The organism is Maribacter spongiae (assembly GCF_047345125.1).
GTDB lineage: Bacteria > Bacteroidota > Bacteroidia > Flavobacteriales > Flavobacteriaceae > Maribacter.
Map to the genome: position 1 here is coordinate 341,097 of NZ_JBLFEQ010000002.1, position 22,878 is coordinate 363,974.

Below are 22,878 nucleotides of genomic sequence, written 5' to 3' on the forward strand. Positions count from 1 at the left end.
ACACTATTGAAATCAAAATATATTTTGATTGAAGGTTTATAGCGAAGCTAATAAAGGAGGAAGTTCTTTTGAATCGGATTTCTCGTCGCTCTTTAAATCACTATGTCGAAATGACGTTTTGGCTATGGTATGTTGTCGTTAACTTGCTATATTTTTCCATTAGTCATGTCTTTTATCATCTTTAACTCAGTCAGTAAAACGCTTACCTACAATATATTACGTCCATTTTAGGCAATTGTTTTATTAATCAAAATTATTGATTTGTAATGCTAATTTCTTCAGCCAAGATTTCCAAATTCTAGATGACCAAAAAAACGCTTGTATTAACACAATAATTCCAAAAAGTAAAATCCATTTTTTTTCACTATTAAAATTGATTGTACTACTAAAAAATAATAATAAACAACTAACATAGAATATAGATATTCCTAAAGATATTTTTGAAACATTTTTGATTTTATTAAAATAATTCTTTATCGAATTTTTCAAACTATCTCCTTGAATCGGCTTTTGAATTGTCTGAAAACTTAACACTCCATTTAAAATATATGCAATAGCACCTAATATTAGAAGAACATTAGCATAAATCGGTTTTTCAACGCCATCAAATCCACTGTAATATAACATCAAAAAAAGACTTATTGACAATGTTTCTATTATGAGTTTGATTTTAATTTTTTTTAAGACAGGGTGATTTTTTATAGCTGTCATTTTTTCTAATTCCAGCTCATTTTTGGGAGAATAATTTATTTTATTCCAGCTTGTTTTTAAATTTTGTAAATCCATGTTATTTATTTTTTAATTTATTTTTTATTCTGTTTAATTTTACGCCAACATTACTTTCAGAGATTCCAATTATAGATGCAATCTCTTTATACGTATATTCCTCAAGGTGTAATGTGATAATAGATTTTTCAATACTATTCAATTTTTGAAGAAGTTTAAATATCCCTTCTTCATTTTCCAGATAGGTGTTCTCTGAAGTAGGATGAAATTTTTCTGGAATATTATCATAGTTAGTAACAGAAATTTTCTTTTTTCTAAATCTTACAATTGCGGTATTAAATGCAATTCTATACATCCATGTGCCTATTCTTGATTTCCCTTTGAATTTGGGATATGATTTCCATAATTGATAAACAATTTCTTGAAACAAATCTTCTTGGTCTTCAAGATTGTTCCTATATAACTTACAAACTTTAAAAATTATTTTTTGATGTTCGTCAATAGATTTTATAAACTTTTCTCTCATCAATATTCATAGCGATTTAATTACACTAACACTCTATTAGTTGTTTTCTTGGCAAGAAAAATTACACTTTTTTAAACTATTCTAGAAGTTAATATTTTGAAGGTGATTTCTGGGTGTCTAAATTGTTGCCAATAAAAGAACTGACAGTAATCCGTACCAATAAATTTCTGGAAGCACCATGGTGAACTTCAAGGAATTATTTGGAATAAAAATGCCGTATGGAAAACTCCACACGGCATAAAATCAATTCGGTAATTCTTTCTTTAGGAATCCATTCCGAAGGCATAATAGTATTTGTCGGTACTACCTTCATAAACACCTTCTAACAAAACACCTCCTTTTTTATCCTCGAGGATTTTTGCCAGATCATCAACCTCCTTTATACGCTTGCCATCCATATGGGTTATGATAAAGCCTTCACGCATTTGGGTCTCTTTTCTAATCTTGCCGGGGTACAGCTTACTTACCCTTACTCCGCCATCCAAATCCAGTTTTCTGGCCACATCCTTATCCAGGGTCTCAAGATCCGCCCCAAGCAGGTTTAAAACTTCTTTTTTCTCCTTGCTGACTATTTCCATATTCCCCTTGGCATTCTTTAGAACTACCTTGATTTCCCTTTTCTTTCCACTTCTATCTATCAATAAGGTTACTTCATCTCCCGGTCTTTTTCTGGCAATCATTTCCTGTAATCTCGGCGAGGTACCGGTTTCCATTCCATCTACTTTAAGGATAATATCCCCGGATTCCACACCTGCTTTGTCCGCCGCACTATCTTCCCCTACTTGTTCCACCCAAACACCTTTGGTAAAATCAACATTCTTCTCTTTTGCCAATGCCCCGTTCATCGTTCTGATGGTCACACCCAACAGCCCACGTTGTACGGCGCCATATTTTAGAAGGTCTTCTGTTACCTTGGTTACAATATTACTGGGCACGGCAAAACCATATCCCGTATAACTGCCTGTACTGGTAGCAATTGCCGTATTGATCCCAATTAGATTTCCATCAAGGTTCACCAAGGCACCACCACTATTTCCTGGATTTATAGCGGCATCGGTCTGGATAAAACTTTCTACGGCCAACTTTTCCCTATTGATATTGATGCTTCTCCCTTTGGCACTCACGATACCGGCAGTAACCGTAGAATTTAACCCCAACGGGTTCCCAACGGCCAAAACCCATTCTCCCACTTCTACCTCATCGGAATTTACCAGGGCCATCGTCTTTAAATCGTCGGCTTTTATCTGTATCAACGCCAAATCCGTAGTTGGGTCCGTGCCGATTACCGTGGCCTTATATGACTCATTATTATAAAGGGTAACCTCAACCTCATCGGCATTGTCAATAACATGATTGTTGGTTATTATGTATCCTTTTTCATTGATGATAACCCCTGAACCCGTACCAATTCTGGGGCGTTGCTGCATTCGTCCTTGTGGAGCTTGGCCTTTGAACATATCACCAAAAAATTCCCGGAACGGATCGGGCAATTCTTTTCCACCGGCATTGGACCGTGAACTTGTCTGTGTGGATTTAATGTGCACCACGGCATCTAAGACCTTATCTGTAGTTTCCGTAAAATCCAACGGCTTTATATTACCATCATTATCCGCAGTGTACAATACCTTTTTCCCTGGTACAGCCTCTATTTGGGTAATCATAGTCGGCTCTTCCGAACCCGTTTTGTTGACCCCTATTACCGCTAAACTCACCCCTAATGCGATAAGTGCGGACAATACATAGGTTTTCCAATTGTTTCTGTTTGATCTATCTTCTTGCATAGGATTAAAGTTTTTATTTGAAATTTTATGCAATATTGACAAATCTTATGCCATTTTAAAGCCTTGCATAGCTAAAGTTTTTTTAAAATTCCTTGATTTTTTAAGTCTTTTTTTAGAACTCCTCTTGACATTTTCTGCTCCCTAAAAAATGGTGCTCTATTAAATTTTAATCTTTGTGTAAGTTGTCTAATCTTTGGACGACTGAGCCTTTACTGTACTTTTATCGTAAGTTTGCAGTAGCAAAAGAAAGGGGTTTTGATTTCTTCCAAAAAAACAGCAGTTCTCGTATTTGCCAATTCTTCCAAAGAAGAGGTACGCCATAAAACTATTCCGAAAGGGGAACGGCTTTTTGACATACTCACGCAAGAAACCCTTAAAAAAGTATCCCGAACAGGATTGCCCTATTTTCATATTTCAGAGGTCGAGCAGCAGGGTTCGTCCTTTGGAGAACGGTTTATACATGCCATAAACCGTGTTTTTGAGCAAGGTTATGATAATGTTATAGCCATTGGTAATGATACGCCTACACTTAAAACAAGTCACTTATTAGAGGCCCAAAGGCAATTGCAACTCGGAAAGACCGTTTTTGGACCCTCCAGAGACGGTGGATTTTATTTAATGGGGCTGAACAGGGGCGATTTTAATCCTAAAACCTTTACCCGACTCCCCTGGAAACGTTTTAGTTTGTTCGATAGAATATCCGACGTTCTTAAAAATACCGATTGTTCTATTTTTAGACTGCCCGTACTTCGAGATATTGACACTACCGCCGACATCATTTTCTTCTCGGGTTTTACACGTACTATTTCCGGACAATTATTACGCATTTTTGCACATATATTACATAACAAAGACCAGAAAGTTTTATACCTTAAAAATTGGTTTTCATCCATTTCGCTTAAGTTATATTTCAATAAAGGTTCGCCCATGGCGTTTTCTTCCTAATCTTTACTGAATCGATTGTTGTTACATTCGTTTTTCATCCATTCAATATTTTATAAAGTGCTTTTTTGATGGCCATGATCTTATTCAGGACAACATAGCATTTATAGCGGAAATCAAATTATTGTTAAATATCCATTACAAAATATAAAATCTATTTACATCAGCTTTTTTAGCATATGCAACAATAAAACCAATTGGTGTTTTACAAGTAGAAGAAGATTTATTCAAACTTAGAGAAAATCAAACACAGAAAAAATGGCAGACTCCTATTATGACCCCAAAGACCTTAGAAAATTTGGTAAAATCACCGAATGGAGCGAAGAATTGGGCAAAAAATTCTTTGACTATTACGGTACCGTTTTTGAGGAAGGCGCACTGAGCGCCCGGGAAAAATCCCTAATCGCCCTAGCCGTTGCACACGTAGTCAAATGCCCTTACTGTATAGACGCCTATACCAAAGACGGCCTGCAACGTGGCATTACTAAAGAAGAAATGATGGAAGCGGTACATACCGGGGCCGCTATCGAAAGCGGAGCCACTCTGGTACATGCCGTGCAGATGATGAACAAACATGATAAATTATCGATGTAATCGACGGAACACAGGAACTTGCTAGGCTTTCCAAAACCTGACAGGCTCGTGTTCAAAAACAAAAAGATGGCTACAAAATCATTAAAAGCAAAAGGGAACGAGCTTGCGGGAAGCAATAAGCAACTAGAAGTCCTGAACGGAGGCATATTTGCCGATGGGGAACTCCCTTATTTCAAGGATAAAATAAATGAAATCGGACATTTTCCACTTCGACCGAAGAAATTGGAAATCCTCCAGATCAATGTTGGGTATATGTGCAATCAAGTATGCGAGCATTGCCATGTGGATGCAGGCCCGGACCGAAAGGAAATCATGACCCGTGAAACCATGCAACAATGCCTGGAAGTCATTAAGAATACAGGGGCGCACACCTTGGATCTGACCGGAGGAGCACCGGAGATGAACCCGGATTTTAGATGGTTCGTGGAAGAAGCGGCAAAAGCGGGTATCAAAGATTTTATAGTACGTTCCAACCTGACGATTATCCGGGCGAACAAAAAATACCATGATCTGCCGGATTTCTTTAAAAAGCACAATGTACACGTAATTTCGTCCATGCCCCACTATACCCGTGGCAAGACGGACAAACAACGGGGCGATGGGGTTTTTGACAAATCCATAAAAGCATTGCAGGAACTCAACGCCCGGGGCTATGGCATGCCGGGCAGTAATCTGCGCCTGGACCTGGTGTACAACCCATCAGGGGCCTTTTTGCCCGGCGACCAAATGGCCATGGAAAAAGATTTTAAGAAAGCTTTGGACGAGGATTTTGGCATTCAGTTCCATAACCTTTTCGCAATAACCAATTTGCCCATTGCACGGTTTTTGGATTATCTGATCGCTTCAGAAAATTATGAGGATTATATGTACGCCCTTGTAGAGGCTTATAATCCCGCTGCCGTAGCCAATGTCATGTGTACAAATACCATATCCATTAGCTGGGACGGTTGGTTGTACGATTGTGATTTTAACCAAATGCTGGACCTAAAGGTAGCCAGTAAGATAAAACACATTAAAGATTATAACGAGGACATCTTAAACGATAGAGACATTATCATATCACAACACTGTTATGGTTGTACTGCCGGTGCCGGAAGCAGTTGTCAGGGAACGGTAGCATAATACTAAAATTAAACATTAAAAAAGATTATGAGTTATTTAGAAGCAACAAACGATTTATACAAACAGGCTGCATTGACCCCAGATGTTGGTCTATGCTGTACCACCAATCCCATTTGGGAACTTCCCGGGCTTAAAATTCCAAAAATCATGCAGGAAATGAACTATGGTTGTGGAAGTACCGTACACCCAAGGGATCTTTCCAACAATCCCAAAATGTTGTATGTTGGTGTTGGCGGTGGAATGGAACTGCTACAGTTTTCTTATTTCAACCGTCAAAAAGGTGGCGTTGTAGGTGTGGATGTCGTTGATGAGATGTTAGAGGCCAGTAGAAAAAATTTCAAAATAGCCGAAGCGGAAAACGATTGGTTTAAATCCGAATTCGTGGACTTAAAAAAGGGGGATGCTTTAAATTTACCTGTAGCGGACAATAGCATAGATGTTGCCGCCCAAAACTGTCTGTTCAACATATTTAAAGAAGAAGATTTAAAACGGGCCATTGAAGAAATGTACCGGGTCTTAAAACCCCACGGAAGATTGGTTATGAGCGACCCTACCTGCGAACAGGAAATGAACACGACCCTAAGAAACGACGACCGCTTGCGGGCGCTTTGCCTAAGTGGAAGCTTACCCATAGCACAATATGTAAAGGCATTGACCGATGTTGGTTTCGGAACTATTGAAATTAGGGCAAGAAAACCCTATCGTATCCTAGATCCCAAAAATTATCCCACTGATGAATTGATCTATATCGAGTCCATAGAAGTCGCTGCCATAAAAGATCCTATGCCGGAGGACGGCCCCTGTGTTTTTACCGGTAAGGCCGCCATCTATTATGGGGATGAGGATTACTTTGATGATAAAAAAGGCCATGTACTGTTAAAGAACCAACCCTTGGCGGTTTGTGATAAGACTGCGGATGCCATAGCCGCTTTAGGAAAGGAAGATGTTTTTATTAGTGGATCTACCTTTCATTACGATGGTGGAGGGTGTTGTTGAGGATTATTATTTTTCAAGCTCTCCATCCTAAAATAAACGGTATGGTATGAAATATAAAATTATTAAACCTCTGGAGAGTTTATAATGCTCCGGAGGTTTTTTTGGTTCTATACAAGTGTAATTTTGGCTAAATATTTCAACTTGCTTTATTGATTCACAACCAAAACTATCACGATATATATATGCTAGATAGTTTTTCTTAAAACTGTGTATGGTGTTTTATGGGAAACTGTGCCGGAATATCTTCTTTTGACTCTCCTAGGTTTTGTCTTAGGTCAATTTCAATACCTCTGGCAATAGTAGAGATCGGCACATCGTTTGCCGTACCTTCAAAAGGGTTTTCCCCTGTTCTTCCGATCCGTTCCATGGTATGGAATATCCATGCGACGATTACATAGAACGGAATGGTAAACCAAACAAAAATAGACCCTATTAATGGATAATTATCGAAAATCGTATTTCCGATCCCGGCAAATTGAGGTACCAATGCCAACGGAAGCAACAGTACAAAGACCCACATAAAAAAATGGTTCAATGTGGCAAACTGCCTGGGGTAAGGGAAATTCTTAATACGTTCGCTCTTGCCCTGCAACGTAAACAGCTCTTGTAGAACACCTTCCAATTCCAAAAAGGAAAACTCCCAGATAACGCCTTGTTCCTTTAATTTTCTCAAATGGTGGGACTGTTGGTACAATAATGCGGTCTGTTTATTATTTTTATTCAGGACTTCATCCAAATCGTTTGTAGAAATATAGGGTTTTATATCTTCTTCCAGGGTATGTTCCCGCTCGGGCGGGTGCATATCCCACTCCTTATTGGTCCTGTGGTTTATGGTAGTCTCCCAGGGTTTGGGCAAACGCATGGCATGCCGCAAGGCCGTCATCCATGCGATATGACGATAGGTAAGTACCTTGATCTCATTTTTTAGTTCTTCGTTCGATAAGGGTTTTTTTGCATATTCATTGGTCACCATATCCTGAACGTACATTCCCAATGTTCTGGACGTATTTACGATACCGCCCCAAATTTTTCGGGCCTCCCAGATCCTACCGTAAGCCGAATTATTTTGAAACCCGATAACAAAGGCCACAGCAGTGCCTATCAATGCCAAAGGAGTCCAGGGAATCCTTAACCATTCCAAATCCAAAAAATAATAGGCTGCGACCCATAAGCTTATGATCACTACAAACAAAAGCGTCTCAAATCTGGTCCACATGGCCATTTCAAAGGCCGTATATGTTTTTTTAATATGCATGTTTTAGTGTTTGAAGTTGATTTTGCCTTTGAAATATATGAATTTAAGCTAATTTTTGAGAGGAACAAATTCGAAAATTGCCCCGTCCTTCTTTTTTGGGCTGTAGTTTGACCAAACAATTGGGCCGTTAAACCGACCGGGTAGTCTGTTCGTATTTTGAAAAACTGTGCTGCTTATCGATATTTTTAACGTTGAACGATTTTTTTGGTAGCTATGACCGGATCTATTGAATAGAAATACGTGATAACGGGTTCTTTGTACTGACCGAAGGGTCGGATTAACCCAAATCTTGAAATTATGGACAAAACCTTAAAGCGCATGGCTACCATGCAACGTATGCAAACCACTGGATTACAACTTTTTTACACCAAAGGGTATTACAATACCAGTATTGATGACATCTTAAAAGAGCTATCCCTATCCAAAGGAGCTTTTTATTATCATTTTGATTCCAAAGAAGACTTCTTCATTCAGATAATACAAAATAATCTGGCTGGTAAAATGTATAGCTTGCTTATTGAACCTATTGAAGGTCATGAGAATCCTTTGGACCTCATTACCAAGTGTTTTGAAAACGCATTGGAAACCGCCGTTCACAATGAGTTTGATTTTGGCTGTGTTTTGGGCAATTTCCTATCGGAATTTAATGGAAGGAACGAGACCATTATGAGACATCTTAATGATATTGTTTCCATATGGGAAGTAAATCTGGTATCTACCCTGCAAAAAGGAAAGTTTAATGGGTATTTGAATCGCCATACGGATTGTGAAGCTGTTGCCAATTATCTAATGAGCTCTTATTTTGGTATTCGTACCCTAATGGTAAGTGCAGCTCCCAGTGCCAGAAAATATAGATTTATGGGTCAGTTGAGGCAGTATTTCAGGTCTATCGAAACCAAACCCGTTGCGGCATAAAAACTATTCCCTAACGGGAATCCAAAACCGATTTAATTTTTTGAATCACGTGTTCTGGCCCAATGGTCTCCATGGCATTTTCGTATCCTTTTGGAAATGCATTGCCATAGACCGAGGTGGGTATTAAAGGAAATTGGTCCCTATCCGCTAAAAGAGCGTTACGGTCACTTTGCCCAAAAGGGTAAAAGCCCGCAAAGGGATGGGTCACTCCCCATAAGGTAATGGTTGGAATACCGAACATGGCCGATAAATGGGCATTTCCACTGTCCATGGCGACCATTGCATCCAAATTGGAAATCAATGCAAGTTGTTCGTCTAGGTCAATACGGCCAGCTATATTCATGCAGTTGGAAAATTGATTTTCCCATTTTTCCAATTGTCTTTGTTCGGAAGGCCCTCCTCCAAAAAGGAGTACTTGACAGTTTTTTAAATTATTCAACCTATCCAGTACTTCTTCCATCAAAGGCAAAGGATACATTTTTCCTGAAAATGCAGCAAAAGGTGCTATACCGATCCATTTTTTCTGTTCAGATAATGGTAACTCCGGTTTTTTAAAATTAATTTCCTGCCTCGGCAGCACATTTTCGGGCTTCAGATCAATTTTAAACCCCAATTTTCCAAACACATCGGCATATCGTTCATGTGTGGTCCTTAACTGCTTGAAATGCTTATTCTTTTTGGCCGTAAGTGCTTTTTTTTCTGCTCTCCCTTTATCTATTTGAACAAATGGGGTACCGCTGAGTTTAAAGAGTCCTTTTAAAACATTACTTCGCATCACATTGTGAAGGTCCGCCACGGTATCGATCTCCAATCTCCTTAATTCCCTATACAGTTTCCATAAGCCCTGAATGCCTTTGTGTTTTCCTTTAACGTCCGCTGCAAAAACAGTGACATTGGGAAGCTGTGAAAATATCGGTTTGAAAAAGCTTTTGGTAAGTACCGTAACCTTAAGCTCGGGATAAGCGGCCATAAGTGCCAAAAGCACATGAATGGCCATGGCCACATCTCCCATAGCGGACAACCGAATGACCAAAATATGAAATCCTTCCACTCGTGAATGGGAAATCTCTTTTTGGTATTTGTCGTTGTCTTTCACAAGCTAAAGTCTATAACCAGCAATGATCTATGCACTAAAAGATGGAGTATTGAGCGTTTTACATTCCTTTTGGTGGTTGGGAAAGCTGGCGCAAAACAGGGTTTAGTTCATCATCATTGTACATTTTCATCTGCTTATAGACCTTCATGTATTTTTTACCACACTCAATGTCCGTCAACAACTGATCGATCGCAGCGGAAAGGTCTTCTTTTTGTTCTAAAAGTACATTAAGTTTGGCTCGACATTTTTCTATGTGTTCCGCAGATGCATCGGCACGTTCCACTTCTTCCCTCATATGATAGATTTTAAGGGCCAATATGGAAAGTCGGTCAATGGCCCAGGCCGGACTTTCGGTATTTATGGTCGCATCCCCATTAACTTCTACCAATTGGTATTTTTTAAGAAAATAGCTATCGATATATTCGACTAAATCCGTTCTATCCTGATTGCTGGCATCTATTTTACGCTTTAGGTCCAAGGCGGCGACCGGATTTATTTCCGGATCCCTAATAATATCCTCATAATGCCATTGTACGGTATCTATCCAATTTTTTCGATATAATAAGTGAGAAACCTCGTCCTTTGGAAAAGGGTTGATGAAATCTTGATGAACATTGTCCTTAATATGATAAGCATCAATACTCTGTTCAAAAATCGTATAGGCTAATTTGCTGAACATTTTCCTTTTTTTTTTACAAAGATACCCCTAATTATAAAACTACAAGTTTGTAAAAAAACATTAAAAGCGGAAGGAAAATGCCCATAATCAATACGATTTCCAAAATATTTGGTTTTTTGATGGATTCCATATAATTGGTAATGAAAATAACCGAAGGGAAAAAAGTAATAATAATGGCCTGATTGTTTTCCGTTGCCACCAAAAGATTAACAATAAGGCCTATAATAAAGGATAGGGCAATAAGCCTTATAGTAACTATTTTTCCCATACCGGACTTTCCCAATTTTAAAAATGCAAAGAAGGCCAAGATTACGTTGGCCATTACATAAATCGTTAGTTTAAGGCTAGACCACCATTTAGCGGGATAAATGACATTAAAATCTATATTGAAATTATAATGGTCACCAATAAACGCCGTTTTATTCATCAGAATTAATATACTGTAGAGTATAAAAAACCAGCAAAAGGTCGCCGGCACCACTGTTAACCAATTCCTTATGTTCTTGGGTTCATAAATATAGATAGCTGCAAATACTAAAATGACGTAAAGGACTGCCCATTCGTAGAACAGACTGGAAATCAATATCCAAAAAGTAGCGTCAAAAATCTTTGATTTGATATTTTTCAATGATTTTAGACTCAATAGACGCCTTGATGCCAAGAGCAGAAAAAAGGTGCTCAGTATGGCATTGTTGTCTCCCAGGGTTTCCGGAAACACCACGATCAACATGGTAAAAAATAGAATAGGGAATGAATTGGGACCGGTAAGCTTGTTTCGTTTTACGATAAAATCCACTACAAAAATACTGAACAGCAATATACCCAACACCAAAGTTCTTAGAAGGATATTTTCTGTAGAAAAACCCTGATCTAAGAGATAAAATTGAACGCACCAATAGAAAAGGAATAGAAAACCTAATAAAATAATGAAGTTGACCGGTTTAGTTTTTCCAAAAATGCTTGAAATCATCTATGATTTTTATACTTTTGTTGCGTAAATATAGGAATAAGATGAAGTCATTTTTTGAAGGTATCGAGGATTTATTTGTAAATGGATTGTTTGCTCCATTTGATTTTTTCCGGTTTATGGAAAACTGGTGGGCGGCCAACGTTATTAACTGGTTGTTTATGATTGTTGGTACGGCGGCTTTTGTGTATTGGATGCTCCAATTACGGATTTTTGATCAGAACAACGAAGAGGACAAGTCCATTTCCTCTCATTCTTATTTATAAACCTTCCCTTTGACCTCCTTCAAAAAGAAGGGATAATCAAGGGTTATTCTTGGATATGATAGGTTTTGTTACAGATCGAAACCTAAATCTTTTCTATAATTCATTCCTTCAAAGGAAAGTTTATCTACATTTTTATAGGATTGTTTTAAGGCCTCTTTAAAATCCTCCCCATAAGAGGTTACGGCCATTACCCTGCCCCCATTGGTCACCACCTTTCCGTTTTCTAATTTGGTTCCTGCATGGAAAACTATGGAATCTTCTATGCTATCGATTCCCAAGATTTCCTTTCCTTTTTCATAGCTACCGGGATAACCTCCTGAAACCGTCATTACCGTTGTAGCGGTACGTTCATCTATCTGTAAATCGATTTTATCAAGTGCCTGACCTGCCACTGCTTCAAATACTTCAACAAGATCGTTCTGAATTCGTGGAATTACGACTTCCGTTTCCGGATCTCCCATGCGCACATTGTACTCTATAACTTTAGGGTCATTGCCTACTTTGATCAAACCGATGAATATAAAGCCTTTGTATGGCAGATTATCCTTTTTAAGCCCTTCTACGGTAGGTTTTACCACCCTCTCCTCTATCTTGCCCATAAAATCCTTATCCGCGAAAGGAACGGGTGATATGGCCCCCATACCGCCCGTATTAAGTCCGGTATCTCCTTCTCCAATGCGTTTATAGTCTTTTGCCGTAGGCAAGGTCTTATAATTTTCGCCATCGGTCAGTACAAAAACACTGAGTTCTATACCATCCAGAAATTCCTCAATGACCACGGTAGCACTGGCAGAACCGAATTTTTCATCCAAAAGCATGGATCTGAGTTCGGCTTTGGCTTCATTTAAATCGTTCAAGATGACCACGCCTTTTCCCGCAGCCAATCCGTCCGCTTTTAGAACATAAGGTGCCTGGAGGTTTTCAAGGAATTCATACCCGGCTTCCACATTGTCTTTTGTAAAGCTTTCATATTGCGCCGTAGGAATCTGATGCCGCATCATAAATTCCTTGGCAAATTCTTTACTGCCTTCCAAAGTCGCGGCCGCTTTTTGAGGACCGATTACGGGAATATGCTTTAACTGGTCTTCTTCTAAAAAGTAGTCATGTACCCCGTTGACCAAAGGGTCTTCCGGGCCCACTACCACCATATCGATTCCTTCTTGTATAACGAAATCCTTAATGGCCGGAAAATCGTTTACACCAATCGGTACATTATTGGCCATTGCACTTGTACCTGCATTGCCAGGGGCTACATAGAGTTTATTGAGTTTTGGACTGTGGTTCAGTTTCCATGCCAGGGCATGTTCACGACCGCCGGAACCAAGGATAAGGATTTTCATTCGTAAAGATTTTCGGCAAAAATACACCTAACCACCAAATAATAGTTTATTTGGTGAAAAAATTGCGGTGCTCTTTCTTTTGCAGTTCCTCGGGGGACAAGGATTTAAAATAATCATATACGATTTTTAATCCTTCGGAGCGATTCACTTGCGGTTCCCATCCCAATATTTCTTTTGCTTTTGTAATATCCGGTTGTCTTTGCAACGGATCATCTTTGGGAAGTGGTTTGTATATGATCTTTTGGTCCGTTTCCGTTAACGCAATTATTTCTTCCGCAAACTCTTTGATCGTGGTCTCATGCGGGTTTCCAATATTGACCGGTTCTGGATAATTACTGAATAACAATCGGTATATTCCTTCCACCTGATCGTCTATATAACAGAACGATCGTGTTTGGGAGCCATCACCGAACACCGTCAAATCCTCCCCACGTAACGCCTGCCCCATAAAAGCCGGCACTACCCGGCCATCGTTTAAGCGCATACGGGAACCATAGGTGTTAAAAATGCGAACGATCCTGGTTTCGAGACCATGGTACCGATGATATGCCATGGTAATGGATTCCATAAAACGTTTGGCCTCATCGTACACTCCCCTCGGCCCTACGGGACTCACATTGCCGTAATATTCCTCATTCTGTGGATGTACCAAGGGGTCCCCATACACCTCGGAAGTAGAGGCTACCAATATCCTTGCGTTCTTCTCTTTAGCGAGCCCAAGTAAATTCAAAGTCCCCAAAGAGCCTACTTTTAAGGTTTCGATCGGGATTTTCAAATAATCTATAGGGCTGGCGGGCGATGCAAAATGCAGGATGTAGTCCAATTTTCCTTCTAAATGTACAAAGGTAGAGACATCATGATGGTGAAACTCAAAGTGTTCCAGGGGAAACAAATGTGCAATATTCTTTAGGTCGCCCGTAATGAGATTATCCATGCCAATGACATGATGCCCTTCTGCAATAAATCGATCACAAAGGTGTGAGCCAAGAAATCCGGCAGCACCGGTTATTAGGGTTTTTTTCATTCTACATCTACACCTTTTTGTCCTTCATTCTTCTTCTTCGGCTTAGACTTAAGTTTTTCCACCTTCCTTTTTAAAATGATTTTTTGTTTTAATGCGGTAAAATTATAGTTATACTTAAAAAAAACATATCCTAACAAGACAACAACCGAGACCAACATTATTACCATCCCTAGATTCTTTGCCGTACTTCCCAAAACAATAAAAAGAACTACAAAAACCAAATTAAAACACCCTATGATAAAACTAGCTTGTTTATGAGAAAGGCCCCAATAATCAATCAGTACATGATGCGTGTGATTACGATCAGGTGAAAATGGGCCGCGTTTATTCGCTATCCGTATTGCAAATACCCTGGCCGTATCAAACAAAGGAACTATAAGGATGCTAATAGCAATTATTGGTGCATTTTCCAACAAAAATGGCAATTCGGTATAATCATTAGGTTTTAAAGCCAAAAATTTAAGAGTTAATATACTAATTATAAATCCTATTATCAACGATCCCGTATCTCCCATAAATATTTTTCTTTCCGACGATATATTGAATCCAAAAAAAGCCATAAGACATGCATTCATTGTTATACTAATCAATGCGAAAAAGTGTTCTCCTGTCAAATAAAAAATTGTAGTATAAATTATCATAATTACTATTCCAACAACCGAAGCCAAACCGTCAATCCCATCAATTAAATTATAAGAGTTAATTATAGTAATCATAATGAATGCTCCTATAATTAAATATAAGTAGTAAGGTATTTCATTTATGTTTAGAAAACCGTTTAAGGAGTAAATAACAAAACTATCATTTACCAAAATAAAAGCGACGGCAAAAACTTGTGCCAACAATTTTGACCCTGGGGAAATTACAACTAAATCATCTTTTAAGCCTACAATAAAAAGTATCGTTAGTCCAGGTATTATATAGATTGTTTCATCAAAAATATCTCTGCCATGAATAAAAAATAGAGCGAAAATTAGTGCATAATAAAAAGAAATGCCTCCTAGAGTAGGTGTTTTAGATATGTGGGAACTTCTTTGATTAGGCTTGTCCATTAAACGTTTATGCTCAACTACACTTATTATCTTAGGTATAGTGAGATAAGTCAGAAGGAACATTCCTATAAAAAGCGATATTGCTGTTTCCAGAAAAAACAAAATGCTAAATTAATTATTAAAAGTAGTCAAACTTAGAAGAGTACAATTCAAAATATGTGAAAAATATTCTAGTGCCAAATAACAATTGTTCTTAGAATAAATTATCATAAGCATTGCTAATAAACTTCCATGTATATTTTTGAACTGCTTCCTTTCTCATCTGTTTAGCAATATCGTTTAATCTTCCTATAGTCAATACCTCATCATCCAATATCTTTTCAAGGTCTTGACCTGTCCTAAAATACAGGGCTTGTCCACTAGTTGTATATCGGTTGTAGTCTACATCGAAAGCAACAATTGGAAGACCTAGATACATTGCCTCTACTAATGAAGGGTTAGTGCCTCCCGCACTATGGCCGTGTACATAAAACTTGCAATTACTCCTCAATTCATTCAATTTTTTCTGATCATAAATAGGGTGTAGCAGGTGTAGGTGGTCGAATGCAGCGAACTTCTCAAGCAAACCCACCCCATAGGCACTATTGTTCCAGTTTCCGACTAATAGCAGATTCATCTCGCTTTTGCTGAACGCCTCGAGAATAATGTGGATGTTGTTTTCCGGTTCGATGCGACACACCTTAAAAGCAAATTCGTCGGGGATATTAAATTCCTGCCTAGTCCTATCAGTGAGCGTTTCTCGAAAAATATGGTCGCCCCCGTAGGCAATCAGGTTACTAGGCCTTTTATACTCTTCCAAAACGTAGTCCTCGATGCCTTTGTTATCCACCACCACCGTATGACTAGAGCGAACGGCAATCCGCTCCTGCCATTTCAAATACCTTTTGGCATAGCCGCTCCATTTCGCACGTTTCCATTCTAAGCCGTCAATGTTAGTGATAATCTTTTTTGTGGTCAACTGCCTGACAATAGGAATCATGAACGCCCCGCTTACCCCCAAAACCAGAATGACATCTGCAAAAAAGGCCGCGTGCATCATGGACAACATATCATAAAGAATACTGGATTTACCGTTGGCTTTAATCGGCAAATACTTTAATCTAGCCCCCAAATATATCTTTTTCCGATTTGAAGGGTAGCTCGGTGCACTACAATAGACAGTAAAAGCATATTTTTTGCCAAGCTGTTCTACCAAGTTTTCTGCTAAGGTCTCAAATCCACCATATTTTGCAGGTATTCCAACGGTTCCTATAATCGTTACTTTTTTCAATATCGGACGTATTCAGATGATTTCAAGACCTTATTTTCTTTTCCAAGATTTCGATGGGGATTGATTTCCGTCACTGAAAGACACCTCCTTCGACTGCTTAAACCATGAAGGCATTGGCTTTCATTTATGCCTATTTTGTATAATAAAATTAAATTTATGGTGTTATTTTAATTCTTTAATTTCGTTTTCAAACTTTTATGAGTGCTGTTGGACAAACTTAAGAAAATAGTATTGTTTATTCTAGTGATTACGATTCCACTAGCACGAATTTTTAACCTTAACTCGTATGCCATAGCATTATTTACGATACTCTTCTTATTTTCACCACGAAAAAAGTTCATTCCTCCTCTGAAACCCATAACCTTTCTTTTTTGCGCCTATTTCATCGTACTCAGCCTGAACGTTCTAGTGGTCGCACAACCCCACGCAGCATCAATCTTGCTAAAATACATCCCCTTGGTGCTGATTCCCATTTCACTATTGTTTGTGAACTATCAAAAAGAGGTTCTCGAGGTTTTTGTTTATTCCATTGTCTTTTCCTCCTTAACCTGCATTGTTCATGCTACCATCAAAAGCAAGGGATATATTTTCTATTATCATAATCCAACGGAACTTCTCGATATACAAATAAACTATTTGGGTATTTTCATATGCTTTGCACTTGCCATACTTTATCATGAAATATTGGCGGCAAATGTAGCCAAATTAAAGCACTACCTTTTTATACCCATTCTCTTTTTTTCCTTGGCTGTTCTCTTCAACAGAACAGCGATTATAGCATCCTTGATTATTACCCTATTTTTTGTAGTTTCCCTTTTCAAAAGATATCGAAATACAAAATTTTTAATCGGATTTATCATATTCTTCGCCTCAACCACCACATGGATCTTAAGCAGGCCAATAATACAAAGTAAATTTGAGGAATTGGTCCATTTGGATTATAAGAGCGTAAGCAATTATAACAATGGTGTCAGCAGCAGACTACTTTCTTGGGAATGCAGCTGGGACTACATCACGAATGGCGGTTTTTTTGGTCATGGCACCAACAATACCAAAGCACTGTTAAAGGTCTGCTACGAGCAAAAAATCGGTGCCGATACCATTCAAGTTTCCAAGGGATACAACGCCCACAACCAATTTCTGCAGACCGCTTTGGGTCATGGGTATTTGGGCCTTATGGTCCTTTTGGCCATTTATGGCCATATTCTGTTCGTCTGTATTAGGCAAAGGGACTTTCTACTCTTGCTCTACTTTGTCATCATCCTCATTTTTGGAATGACGGAATCCTTTATGGTCAGGCAATGGGGTATTGCATTCTTTACATTTTTTACTCCTTTCCTGTTAAGTCGGTGGGACCCTCAAAAAAAACAGGCTAGTTTGTAGCCTTCCAAGGTTTTTTTTGCGGTTTCCTCCCAAATGTATTCGTCAAGGATTTTTTGCCTTAGCCCTTGGTTAAAAGGCCTGTTGTAGGCTTCTTCAATTGCCTTTCGAATAGAGTCGATATCATCGGGCTCACAGTAATAGGCATAGTCCTCAAAATAGTCGCGAGTATCCCCTTTTTCGGTAATTACGATATTGGTGCCCATGGCACCGGCTTCCAAGGAGGAAAGACCGGGAGTTTCCATCCAACTTATCAGGGCGTGTACCCTGGCCAGTTTATAATACACCGGGAGTTTGTTATGGGGTATGGCACCTATAAAATGTACATTGGGGCCTGCGGCTGTATGTACGGCATTGATGAATCCAGGGTCATTTTTGGTCTCATTGCCAATGAGCACCAAGGGGTATTTGTCTCCAACCGCCCTTATAAGGTTCAAGGTAGACTTTCGCCCCTCGATCCTGGCCACGGAAAGTACGCAATTTTCATATTTCAAAAGTTCTTCCCCCAATGTTGCCTTGTCGATATCGTCCGGATTGAACAACTTTGTATCGACGGCGTTTGGCACGACCATATGCCTGTAGTCGTGCAGTTTATATTCTTTTGCCACCCGTTGCATTTCCGAAAAAGAGTTCGGCAAAAACACATCGACGTTCTCGGTGACTTTTTTTGCCAATCGATAATAGCCCCTGAAAAGCATATAGTAAACTCCCTTGTTCATTCGACCATCTTTGAGGTGCCTCAAAAACGTCTTGATATAGTTAATAGTATAGGGAGACAGTATATTGGCCACTTTCTGCGCAAAACCCCCACGGGCCTTCCTTTCAAATTCGGTATAGAGTCCATAAATAGTTGATAGGGCTACCTTTTTGTTGTACTTTTTGGCATGTTTGATCTGCATATACAGCTCTTGGGGATCCATTAAATTGAAGAGGTGCACCAAGTCATAGCCCGTTAAATCAGGTTCGAGTTCAATGCTGATATCAACTTCGAGCCCCAGTTTTTCGAGGTACTGTTTTGTTTTTTCAATTTGTGTAGTGTCCCCGCCCGGGGCACTGTAAAGGTTGCTTCTTGATTGAAATAGAACTTTCATGTAATGTCGTTTGTATGTTTATAATGCTTCTGCAAAACGGTCCGTTGTCTTTCCCTGGTCGCACGATGAACACAAATATGGTCCAAGCGAAACCATTATTTCGACCATTTTCCTTATCTTAAATTCTCAATTTGGCAATAATAATAAATGCTCCACAAAGAATAAGTTGTGGAACAAGAAAGAAAAGTCCGGGAGCCACAATACCCCCTACCGCCAAGCGTGAAAAATTAAGACTGAATAGCACGAGTACCACAAACCAACTCAATTTTCCGCTTCTCATAATCACTTCGTAGAAAAATCCTGCTAATGTACCCAAAAATACAGCGTGGAAAACAATCCCGACCCAACCAAAATTCATGTAGGCCTCGCCAGGTGCGGTAATGGTCATGCCCTCTCCTTCAAAATCCATGTTATACTTTGTTTTCAAAATAACGCCGGTAAACCCGTTTTCATGGAGCCCCAAAGCCACTCCGAGGTCACTTAGCACTGTGTACCCATAATAAAACAATCCACTTTTGTCGGTATTGTGGACTATGGCTCCTAAATTACTAACGTTAACCGCCGTTGTCCAGGCCGTAGACCCAATTGCCCTAAAAGAAAATTCACCCGTATGGCGATAATATCCTACCAAGGAGAGAAAGACAATGAAAACAATGCCCAATATAATATAACGCATCGAGATACCCTGCCTGGTCAGGTATTTATTGGAGAAAATCAAATATGCCAAAAAACAGCTTACAATCAAGTATGCGGCAGGGCCCCGAAAACCAATGCCCATCACAAAAAAAACACCTATGACGAGATAGATGACGGAAATTATCTTGATTCCGCCGAGCACGAACTTTTCAATGGCAAAACGATATACCAAGCTTACACTGATGAGGGCATTCGCAATAAGGATGTACTTGCCCAAACCTTTTTTAACCCCTATACGGGCACTTTCCAAGTTATCGAGAAAAATGGGGATCGTGCCCATTTTGAACAGGTACATATAAAGGTACAGGCTTACTCCAGCGATAAAAAACAGGTAAAATGCCCTTTTCCAATACTTGAGATCCATGCGAATATCGACAACAACATCCTTCAACTTCGGAAAAGTTTTTATCAACAGATAGCTAGGTGCGATATGGGCCGCCATGATAAAGATTAGGGGATAGATGACCAACATGATCCGTGTCTTGCTCGTGGTTTCGAAAAAGGGAAAGTAATGCTCCAGAAAAAAAGGGTACACCATCAAAAAGAAAACGAACGCTACTAAAAAGAAAATAGCAGGATGGAGCACATTGAAGATTCTGATCTTTCTCAAAGCATCGAATTATTTTTTAGCCGGTATGGCCACAGGTTTTGAGATCGGTTTGGCTTTTTTGATATCTTCCAACAGGGTACTGCCCATGATGTTTCCAATTTCTCTGTAATGATTGATTATGGTCGCTTTTTCAATCTTTGGCTCCAGTGTCTCGGAAGGGGCGATAAAAGCCAGATCATTAATCACATTTAGTTTTGGAAGGCCCTTTACTTGAGCATACCGCATTTTAATATACATCGCTATCATCCCATAATCGCTCCACAACAACTCATTGTTCAGATAAAATCCAGAATAGTACACATTTTTTATGTTTTTGTCGCGCAAAAGCTTCACAAAATCGTACGACGATACTTCATTCCCCTTATAATACATTTTATCATTCTTCGCAATGGCATAATCTATTCCGTTCACATTCAGGTCATATTCGAAACGTTCCAATTCCTTATGCTTCGATGACCTTTTAAAAATGACGATAAAGTTATTGTCAGGTTTTATGGTTTTTTGGGTTTTAACCGAAATATTGGTCAATGTTTTTTTGGGAAATTCAAAGCTTACCACCGTCTGATTGGACTTTATGAGCCCTACACCATTTTTCTTGAGCAGTTCGATCGAGGCCATCTTCATTTCTTCGGTAAACGAGTGCACCCCATCCTCCAGAAGGAAAATATTCAAATCCTTCTTTCTCTTCGAGAAAGAAAAAATACCGTTCGGTTTGTCCAAAATGCAATAGAAAGTATCAAAACCGGTATAGAACAGGTTCTGGATGTTGTTCTCTATCAAATAGCCGTCCATCATGTCATATAGGTTCTTGTTCTGTGGCAATTGAGATGGGCAATGATAATCTTGACCCCAAGTTCATTGAGCTCCTTAATCAATGGATTGATGTGTTTGATGGTAATGGAATCCAAAAAATTGTTTTGCCACAAATCGATGATGACCAGTGCACTCCGCTCGGGATTGACCTTTATTTTGCTATTTCTATCTACGTACATGCCACAATCCATATCATATTCGGAAAGGGTGTAGTCAATCGTGATTCCATTTTCAAAACTTTTTTTCTGGTAAGGCAGACGGTCTCCTTTCGTGTTACCGCAGCGCACAAAAAACACTAGAACCATAATCAAACAAATCGAAGAGGGGAGATAGTTATCAATCCTTATTTGACCCTTAGCATTTTTTTGCATCTATTACTATTTTCCGGGAGCCTAAAAAACTATCCGATATTTTATTATTCTTGTTCCAAAAGTACTAAAATTTAGTTTTTTAAATCCTGATGCTCTTGGTGAAATTTGGACAAACCAAACTTCAGAGTCGTATTTGAAAGTAAAGAATTCCATAAACATTATACCTTCAGTTGTGCCAGAAAATCCCCAATGTTTTGATTGCTATTCAACAGATTGAACTTGGAAGCATCATAGCTCCCTTCCAAATTCTCCATATTGGCGACAAAATTGATGAGTTCTTTATCAGTACGAGCAATATGGATGTTTAGTTCCTCAAAACTAAAATATAGGCCGCCATTTTCTGTGATGTATTGTTTTTCATCATAAATATATGCTATGATCGGGTTCCCCGTAATCATAAAGTCGAACATGATGGAAGAATAGTCCGTAATCAAGACATCACTGATGCATAACAAATCCTGAGTGTCCTCAGAGGAGACATTAATCACATTGGCAAGGGAGGTAAAGAACGCATCATCGAACACGTTCCTGTCCAACGGGTGGGGTTTGAAAAGTATCATCGATTCTTTCCGTTTCCCAATGGCTCGATCAACTTCAACTAGGGTTTGCCTCATTTTTGTGGTCGCTCCTTCGTTGTTTCTAAAAGTGGGGGTGTACAGGATAGTGGTCCTTTTTTCAACTTCTTCCGAAAATCCCATTTTTTGGAAGATGTCCTTCTTGAAAGCAGCATCATTTACGGCTTGATGAATATGGGCCGTTCTAGGTTGCCCCAAGGCTTTTATCTTGAAAGCAGGCAGTCGCATGGCACTTTCAAAAATGAAAACTGTGTCCGGGGATGCTGCTATAAAGTAGTCCCATTTTTCATAGGGTAATTTTCTTCCCGACTTTTGCAGCCTTTCAATCCATACCCGCTCTCTCAATGAGTCAAAGCCAATTTTTTTAATGGGCGTTCCGTGCCATAGGTTAATAAGAACCGCCCTTTTTGGAATTACCGGAAAAATATCGCTCACATTATGGGACATAAAAAAAAATGACGCCCTTAAAACCGCCCAAAATGTGTTGAAGCTCCATTTGTAGTAACAAGTATAGCCCATGGCCCTTAAGGCTCTAACCTCCTCCTTATTAGAGGTAATCCAGATAGGGTTGTAGTCCGCACTTCCTTGAAAATGTAGGAATAGAAACTTGGGGTTGTCCGAAAACAAATTAAATCCGGATCCAAACAAAATCAGATTCTTTCGGGGTGGCACCAAAAGGCACAATATCCCAAATATCACTTTTTCAAAAAATAGCAACAGCCATCTTTTCATGTCTCTATTGTATTAGTTTTATCAGTGTACTGTTCCGAAATGTCCAAACCATCTCCCTT

At 39.1% G+C, this 22,878-nt stretch carries 23 protein-coding genes; 7 read left to right on the forward strand and 16 right to left on the reverse strand.

Features of this window, described 5'->3' with window-relative positions; translation table 11 throughout:
* Nucleotides 1-243 precede the first annotated feature (243 nt).
* From ACKWB9_RS04155 to ACKWB9_RS04165, 3 genes are all read right to left on the reverse strand, one after another.
* Complete coding sequence (locus ACKWB9_RS04155) at nt 244-786, reverse strand: hypothetical protein (protein ID WP_414001733.1); 543 nt, start codon at nt 784-786, stop codon at nt 244-246.
* A 1-nt stretch (nt 787) separates the two neighbouring features.
* Nucleotides 788-1,252 (reverse strand): RNA polymerase sigma factor, encoded by a 465-nt coding sequence (locus ACKWB9_RS04160; RefSeq protein ID WP_414001734.1) that lies wholly within the window; start codon nt 1,250-1,252, stop codon nt 788-790.
* Nucleotides 1,253-1,515: 263 nt separating this feature from the next.
* Nucleotides 1,516-3,033 (reverse strand): Do family serine endopeptidase, encoded by a 1,518-nt coding sequence (locus ACKWB9_RS04165; RefSeq protein ID WP_414001735.1) that lies wholly within the window; start codon nt 3,031-3,033, stop codon nt 1,516-1,518.
* A gap of 255 nt (nt 3,034-3,288) precedes the next feature.
* Between ACKWB9_RS04165 and ACKWB9_RS04170 the strand changes: the two genes are divergently transcribed.
* From ACKWB9_RS04170 to arsM, 4 genes are all read left to right on the forward strand, one after another.
* A complete protein-coding gene (locus ACKWB9_RS04170) occupies nt 3,289-3,978 on the forward strand; it encodes a TIGR04282 family arsenosugar biosynthesis glycosyltransferase (RefSeq protein WP_414001736.1) in 690 nt (229 codons plus the stop codon).
* 255 nt (nt 3,979-4,233) lie between these two features.
* Nucleotides 4,234-4,569 (forward strand): arsenosugar biosynthesis-associated peroxidase-like protein, encoded by a 336-nt coding sequence (locus ACKWB9_RS04175; RefSeq protein ID WP_414001737.1) that lies wholly within the window; start codon nt 4,234-4,236, stop codon nt 4,567-4,569.
* A gap of 66 nt (nt 4,570-4,635) precedes the next feature.
* Nucleotides 4,636-5,691, forward strand: coding sequence for an arsenosugar biosynthesis radical SAM (seleno)protein ArsS (gene arsS, locus ACKWB9_RS04180; RefSeq protein WP_414001738.1), 1,056 nt, complete (start codon nt 4,636-4,638; stop codon nt 5,689-5,691).
* Between the two features lie 27 nt (nt 5,692-5,718).
* Nucleotides 5,719-6,687 (forward strand): arsenosugar biosynthesis arsenite methyltransferase ArsM, encoded by a 969-nt coding sequence (gene arsM / locus ACKWB9_RS04185; RefSeq protein WP_414001739.1) that lies wholly within the window; start codon nt 5,719-5,721, stop codon nt 6,685-6,687.
* 199 nt (nt 6,688-6,886) lie between these two features.
* Here the strand turns inward: arsM and ACKWB9_RS04190 are convergent, their stop codons facing one another.
* Nucleotides 6,887-7,942 carry a bestrophin family protein gene (locus tag ACKWB9_RS04190; RefSeq protein ID WP_414001740.1) on the reverse strand — a complete coding sequence of 352 codons (1,056 nt, stop codon included), beginning with the start codon at nt 7,940-7,942 and terminating at the stop codon, nt 6,887-6,889.
* Nucleotides 7,943-8,239: 297 nt separating this feature from the next.
* Between ACKWB9_RS04190 and ACKWB9_RS04195 the strand changes: the two genes are divergently transcribed.
* Nucleotides 8,240-8,857 (forward strand): TetR/AcrR family transcriptional regulator, encoded by a 618-nt coding sequence (locus ACKWB9_RS04195; RefSeq protein ID WP_414001741.1) that lies wholly within the window; start codon nt 8,240-8,242, stop codon nt 8,855-8,857.
* Between the two features lie 10 nt (nt 8,858-8,867).
* Here the strand turns inward: ACKWB9_RS04195 and ACKWB9_RS04200 are convergent, their stop codons facing one another.
* The 3 genes from ACKWB9_RS04200 to ACKWB9_RS04210 are packed head-to-tail and all read right to left on the reverse strand — an operon-like array spanning nt 8,868 to nt 11,602.
* Complete coding sequence (locus ACKWB9_RS04200) at nt 8,868-9,953, reverse strand: glycosyltransferase family 9 protein (RefSeq protein ID WP_414001742.1); 1,086 nt, start codon at nt 9,951-9,953, stop codon at nt 8,868-8,870.
* Nucleotides 9,954-10,011: 58 nt separating this feature from the next.
* Nucleotides 10,012-10,632 carry a DUF4254 domain-containing protein gene (locus ACKWB9_RS04205; protein ID WP_414001743.1) on the reverse strand — a complete coding sequence of 207 codons (621 nt, stop codon included), beginning with the start codon at nt 10,630-10,632 and terminating at the stop codon, nt 10,012-10,014.
* Between the two features lie 31 nt (nt 10,633-10,663).
* The gene (locus ACKWB9_RS04210; protein ID WP_414001744.1) at nt 10,664-11,602 is read right to left on the reverse strand and encodes a hypothetical protein; all 939 of its coding nucleotides are present in this window, start codon (nt 11,600-11,602) and stop codon (nt 10,664-10,666) included.
* Between the two features lie 41 nt (nt 11,603-11,643).
* Between ACKWB9_RS04210 and ACKWB9_RS04215 the strand changes: the two genes are divergently transcribed.
* Entirely contained in the window at nt 11,644-11,865 is a 222-nt protein-coding gene (locus ACKWB9_RS04215; RefSeq protein ID WP_414001745.1) for a DUF6341 family protein, read from the forward strand.
* 68 nt (nt 11,866-11,933) lie between these two features.
* On the opposite strand, the gene purD is transcribed toward ACKWB9_RS04215, so the two are convergent.
* The 4 genes from purD to ACKWB9_RS04235 form a co-directional block, all read right to left on the reverse strand.
* Nucleotides 11,934-13,205, reverse strand: a complete 1,272-nt coding sequence (gene purD, locus ACKWB9_RS04220) for a phosphoribosylamine--glycine ligase (protein ID WP_414001746.1) — start codon at nt 13,203-13,205, stop codon at nt 11,934-11,936.
* Between the two features lie 46 nt (nt 13,206-13,251).
* The gene (locus tag ACKWB9_RS04225; protein ID WP_414001747.1) at nt 13,252-14,229 is read right to left on the reverse strand and encodes a UDP-glucuronic acid decarboxylase family protein; all 978 of its coding nucleotides are present in this window, start codon (nt 14,227-14,229) and stop codon (nt 13,252-13,254) included.
* On the reverse strand, nt 14,226-15,383 hold the full coding sequence (locus ACKWB9_RS04230; RefSeq protein ID WP_414001748.1) for a glycosyltransferase family 4 protein: 1,158 nt from the start codon (nt 15,381-15,383) through the stop codon (nt 14,226-14,228). The genes ACKWB9_RS04225 and ACKWB9_RS04230 overlap by 4 nt, the downstream gene beginning before the upstream one ends.
* A gap of 91 nt (nt 15,384-15,474) precedes the next feature.
* Nucleotides 15,475-16,551: a DUF1972 domain-containing protein gene (locus tag ACKWB9_RS04235; protein ID WP_414001749.1), complete on the reverse strand. Its 1,077-nt coding sequence runs from the start codon at nt 16,549-16,551 to the stop codon at nt 15,475-15,477.
* A gap of 201 nt (nt 16,552-16,752) precedes the next feature.
* Here ACKWB9_RS04235 and ACKWB9_RS04240 point away from each other — a divergent pair, with 201 nt between their 5' ends.
* Entirely contained in the window at nt 16,753-17,934 is a 1,182-nt protein-coding gene (locus tag ACKWB9_RS04240; RefSeq protein ID WP_414001750.1) for an O-antigen ligase family protein, read from the forward strand.
* Here ACKWB9_RS04240 and ACKWB9_RS04245 read toward each other — a convergent pair.
* The 5 genes from ACKWB9_RS04245 to ACKWB9_RS04265 all read right to left on the reverse strand — a co-directional run bounded on the left by ACKWB9_RS04245 (nt 17,910) and on the right by ACKWB9_RS04265 (nt 22,819).
* Entirely contained in the window at nt 17,910-19,022 is a 1,113-nt protein-coding gene (locus ACKWB9_RS04245; protein WP_414001751.1) for a glycosyltransferase family 4 protein, read from the reverse strand. The two genes, ACKWB9_RS04240 and ACKWB9_RS04245, sit on opposite strands and share 25 nt — an antisense overlap.
* 118 nt (nt 19,023-19,140) lie before the next feature.
* Nucleotides 19,141-20,328 (reverse strand): O-antigen polymerase, encoded by a 1,188-nt coding sequence (locus ACKWB9_RS04250; protein WP_414001752.1) that lies wholly within the window; start codon nt 20,326-20,328, stop codon nt 19,141-19,143.
* 9 nt (nt 20,329-20,337) lie between these two features.
* A complete protein-coding gene (locus ACKWB9_RS04255; protein ID WP_414001753.1) occupies nt 20,338-21,150 on the reverse strand; it encodes a hypothetical protein in 813 nt (270 codons plus the stop codon).
* Nucleotides 21,120-21,446 (reverse strand): hypothetical protein, encoded by a 327-nt coding sequence (locus ACKWB9_RS04260; protein WP_414001754.1) that lies wholly within the window; start codon nt 21,444-21,446, stop codon nt 21,120-21,122. The genes ACKWB9_RS04255 and ACKWB9_RS04260 overlap by 31 nt, the downstream gene beginning before the upstream one ends.
* 224 nt (nt 21,447-21,670) lie before the next feature.
* Nucleotides 21,671-22,819 carry a CDP-glycerol glycerophosphotransferase family protein gene (locus ACKWB9_RS04265; protein ID WP_414001755.1) on the reverse strand — a complete coding sequence of 383 codons (1,149 nt, stop codon included), beginning with the start codon at nt 22,817-22,819 and terminating at the stop codon, nt 21,671-21,673.
* Between the last annotated feature and the right edge of the window lie 59 nt (nt 22,820-22,878).

What these genes read in the sequence shown, in the direction of transcription:
- ACKWB9_RS04155 (WP_414001733.1), bottom strand. Translation starts at nt 786, where the DNA reads ATGGATTTACAAAATTTAAAAACAAGCTGGAATAAAATAAATTATTCT.
- ACKWB9_RS04160 (WP_414001734.1), bottom strand. Translation starts at nt 1,252, where the DNA reads ATGAGAGAAAAGTTTATAAAATCTATTGACGAACATCAAAAAATAATT.
- ACKWB9_RS04165 (WP_414001735.1), bottom strand. Translation starts at nt 3,033, where the DNA reads ATGCAAGAAGATAGATCAAACAGAAACAATTGGAAAACCTATGTATTG.
- ACKWB9_RS04175 (WP_414001737.1), top strand. Translation starts at nt 4,234, where the DNA reads ATGGCAGACTCCTATTATGACCCCAAAGACCTTAGAAAATTTGGTAAA.
- arsS (WP_414001738.1), top strand. Translation starts at nt 4,636, where the DNA reads ATGGCTACAAAATCATTAAAAGCAAAAGGGAACGAGCTTGCGGGAAGC.
- arsM (WP_414001739.1), top strand. Translation starts at nt 5,719, where the DNA reads ATGAGTTATTTAGAAGCAACAAACGATTTATACAAACAGGCTGCATTG.
- ACKWB9_RS04190 (WP_414001740.1), bottom strand. Translation starts at nt 7,942, where the DNA reads ATGCATATTAAAAAAACATATACGGCCTTTGAAATGGCCATGTGGACC.
- ACKWB9_RS04195 (WP_414001741.1), top strand. Translation starts at nt 8,240, where the DNA reads ATGGACAAAACCTTAAAGCGCATGGCTACCATGCAACGTATGCAAACC.
- ACKWB9_RS04205 (WP_414001743.1), bottom strand. Translation starts at nt 10,632, where the DNA reads ATGTTCAGCAAATTAGCCTATACGATTTTTGAACAGAGTATTGATGCT.
- ACKWB9_RS04210 (WP_414001744.1), bottom strand. Translation starts at nt 11,602, where the DNA reads ATGATTTCAAGCATTTTTGGAAAAACTAAACCGGTCAACTTCATTATT.
- ACKWB9_RS04215 (WP_414001745.1), top strand. Translation starts at nt 11,644, where the DNA reads ATGAAGTCATTTTTTGAAGGTATCGAGGATTTATTTGTAAATGGATTG.
- purD (WP_414001746.1), bottom strand. Translation starts at nt 13,205, where the DNA reads ATGAAAATCCTTATCCTTGGTTCCGGCGGTCGTGAACATGCCCTGGCA.
- ACKWB9_RS04225 (WP_414001747.1), bottom strand. Translation starts at nt 14,229, where the DNA reads ATGAAAAAAACCCTAATAACCGGTGCTGCCGGATTTCTTGGCTCACAC.
- ACKWB9_RS04245 (WP_414001751.1), bottom strand. Translation starts at nt 19,022, where the DNA reads ATGAAAGTTCTATTTCAATCAAGAAGCAACCTTTACAGTGCCCCGGGC.
- ACKWB9_RS04260 (WP_414001754.1), bottom strand. Translation starts at nt 21,446, where the DNA reads ATGGTTCTAGTGTTTTTTGTGCGCTGCGGTAACACGAAAGGAGACCGT.
- ACKWB9_RS04265 (WP_414001755.1), bottom strand. Translation starts at nt 22,819, where the DNA reads ATGAAAAGATGGCTGTTGCTATTTTTTGAAAAAGTGATATTTGGGATA.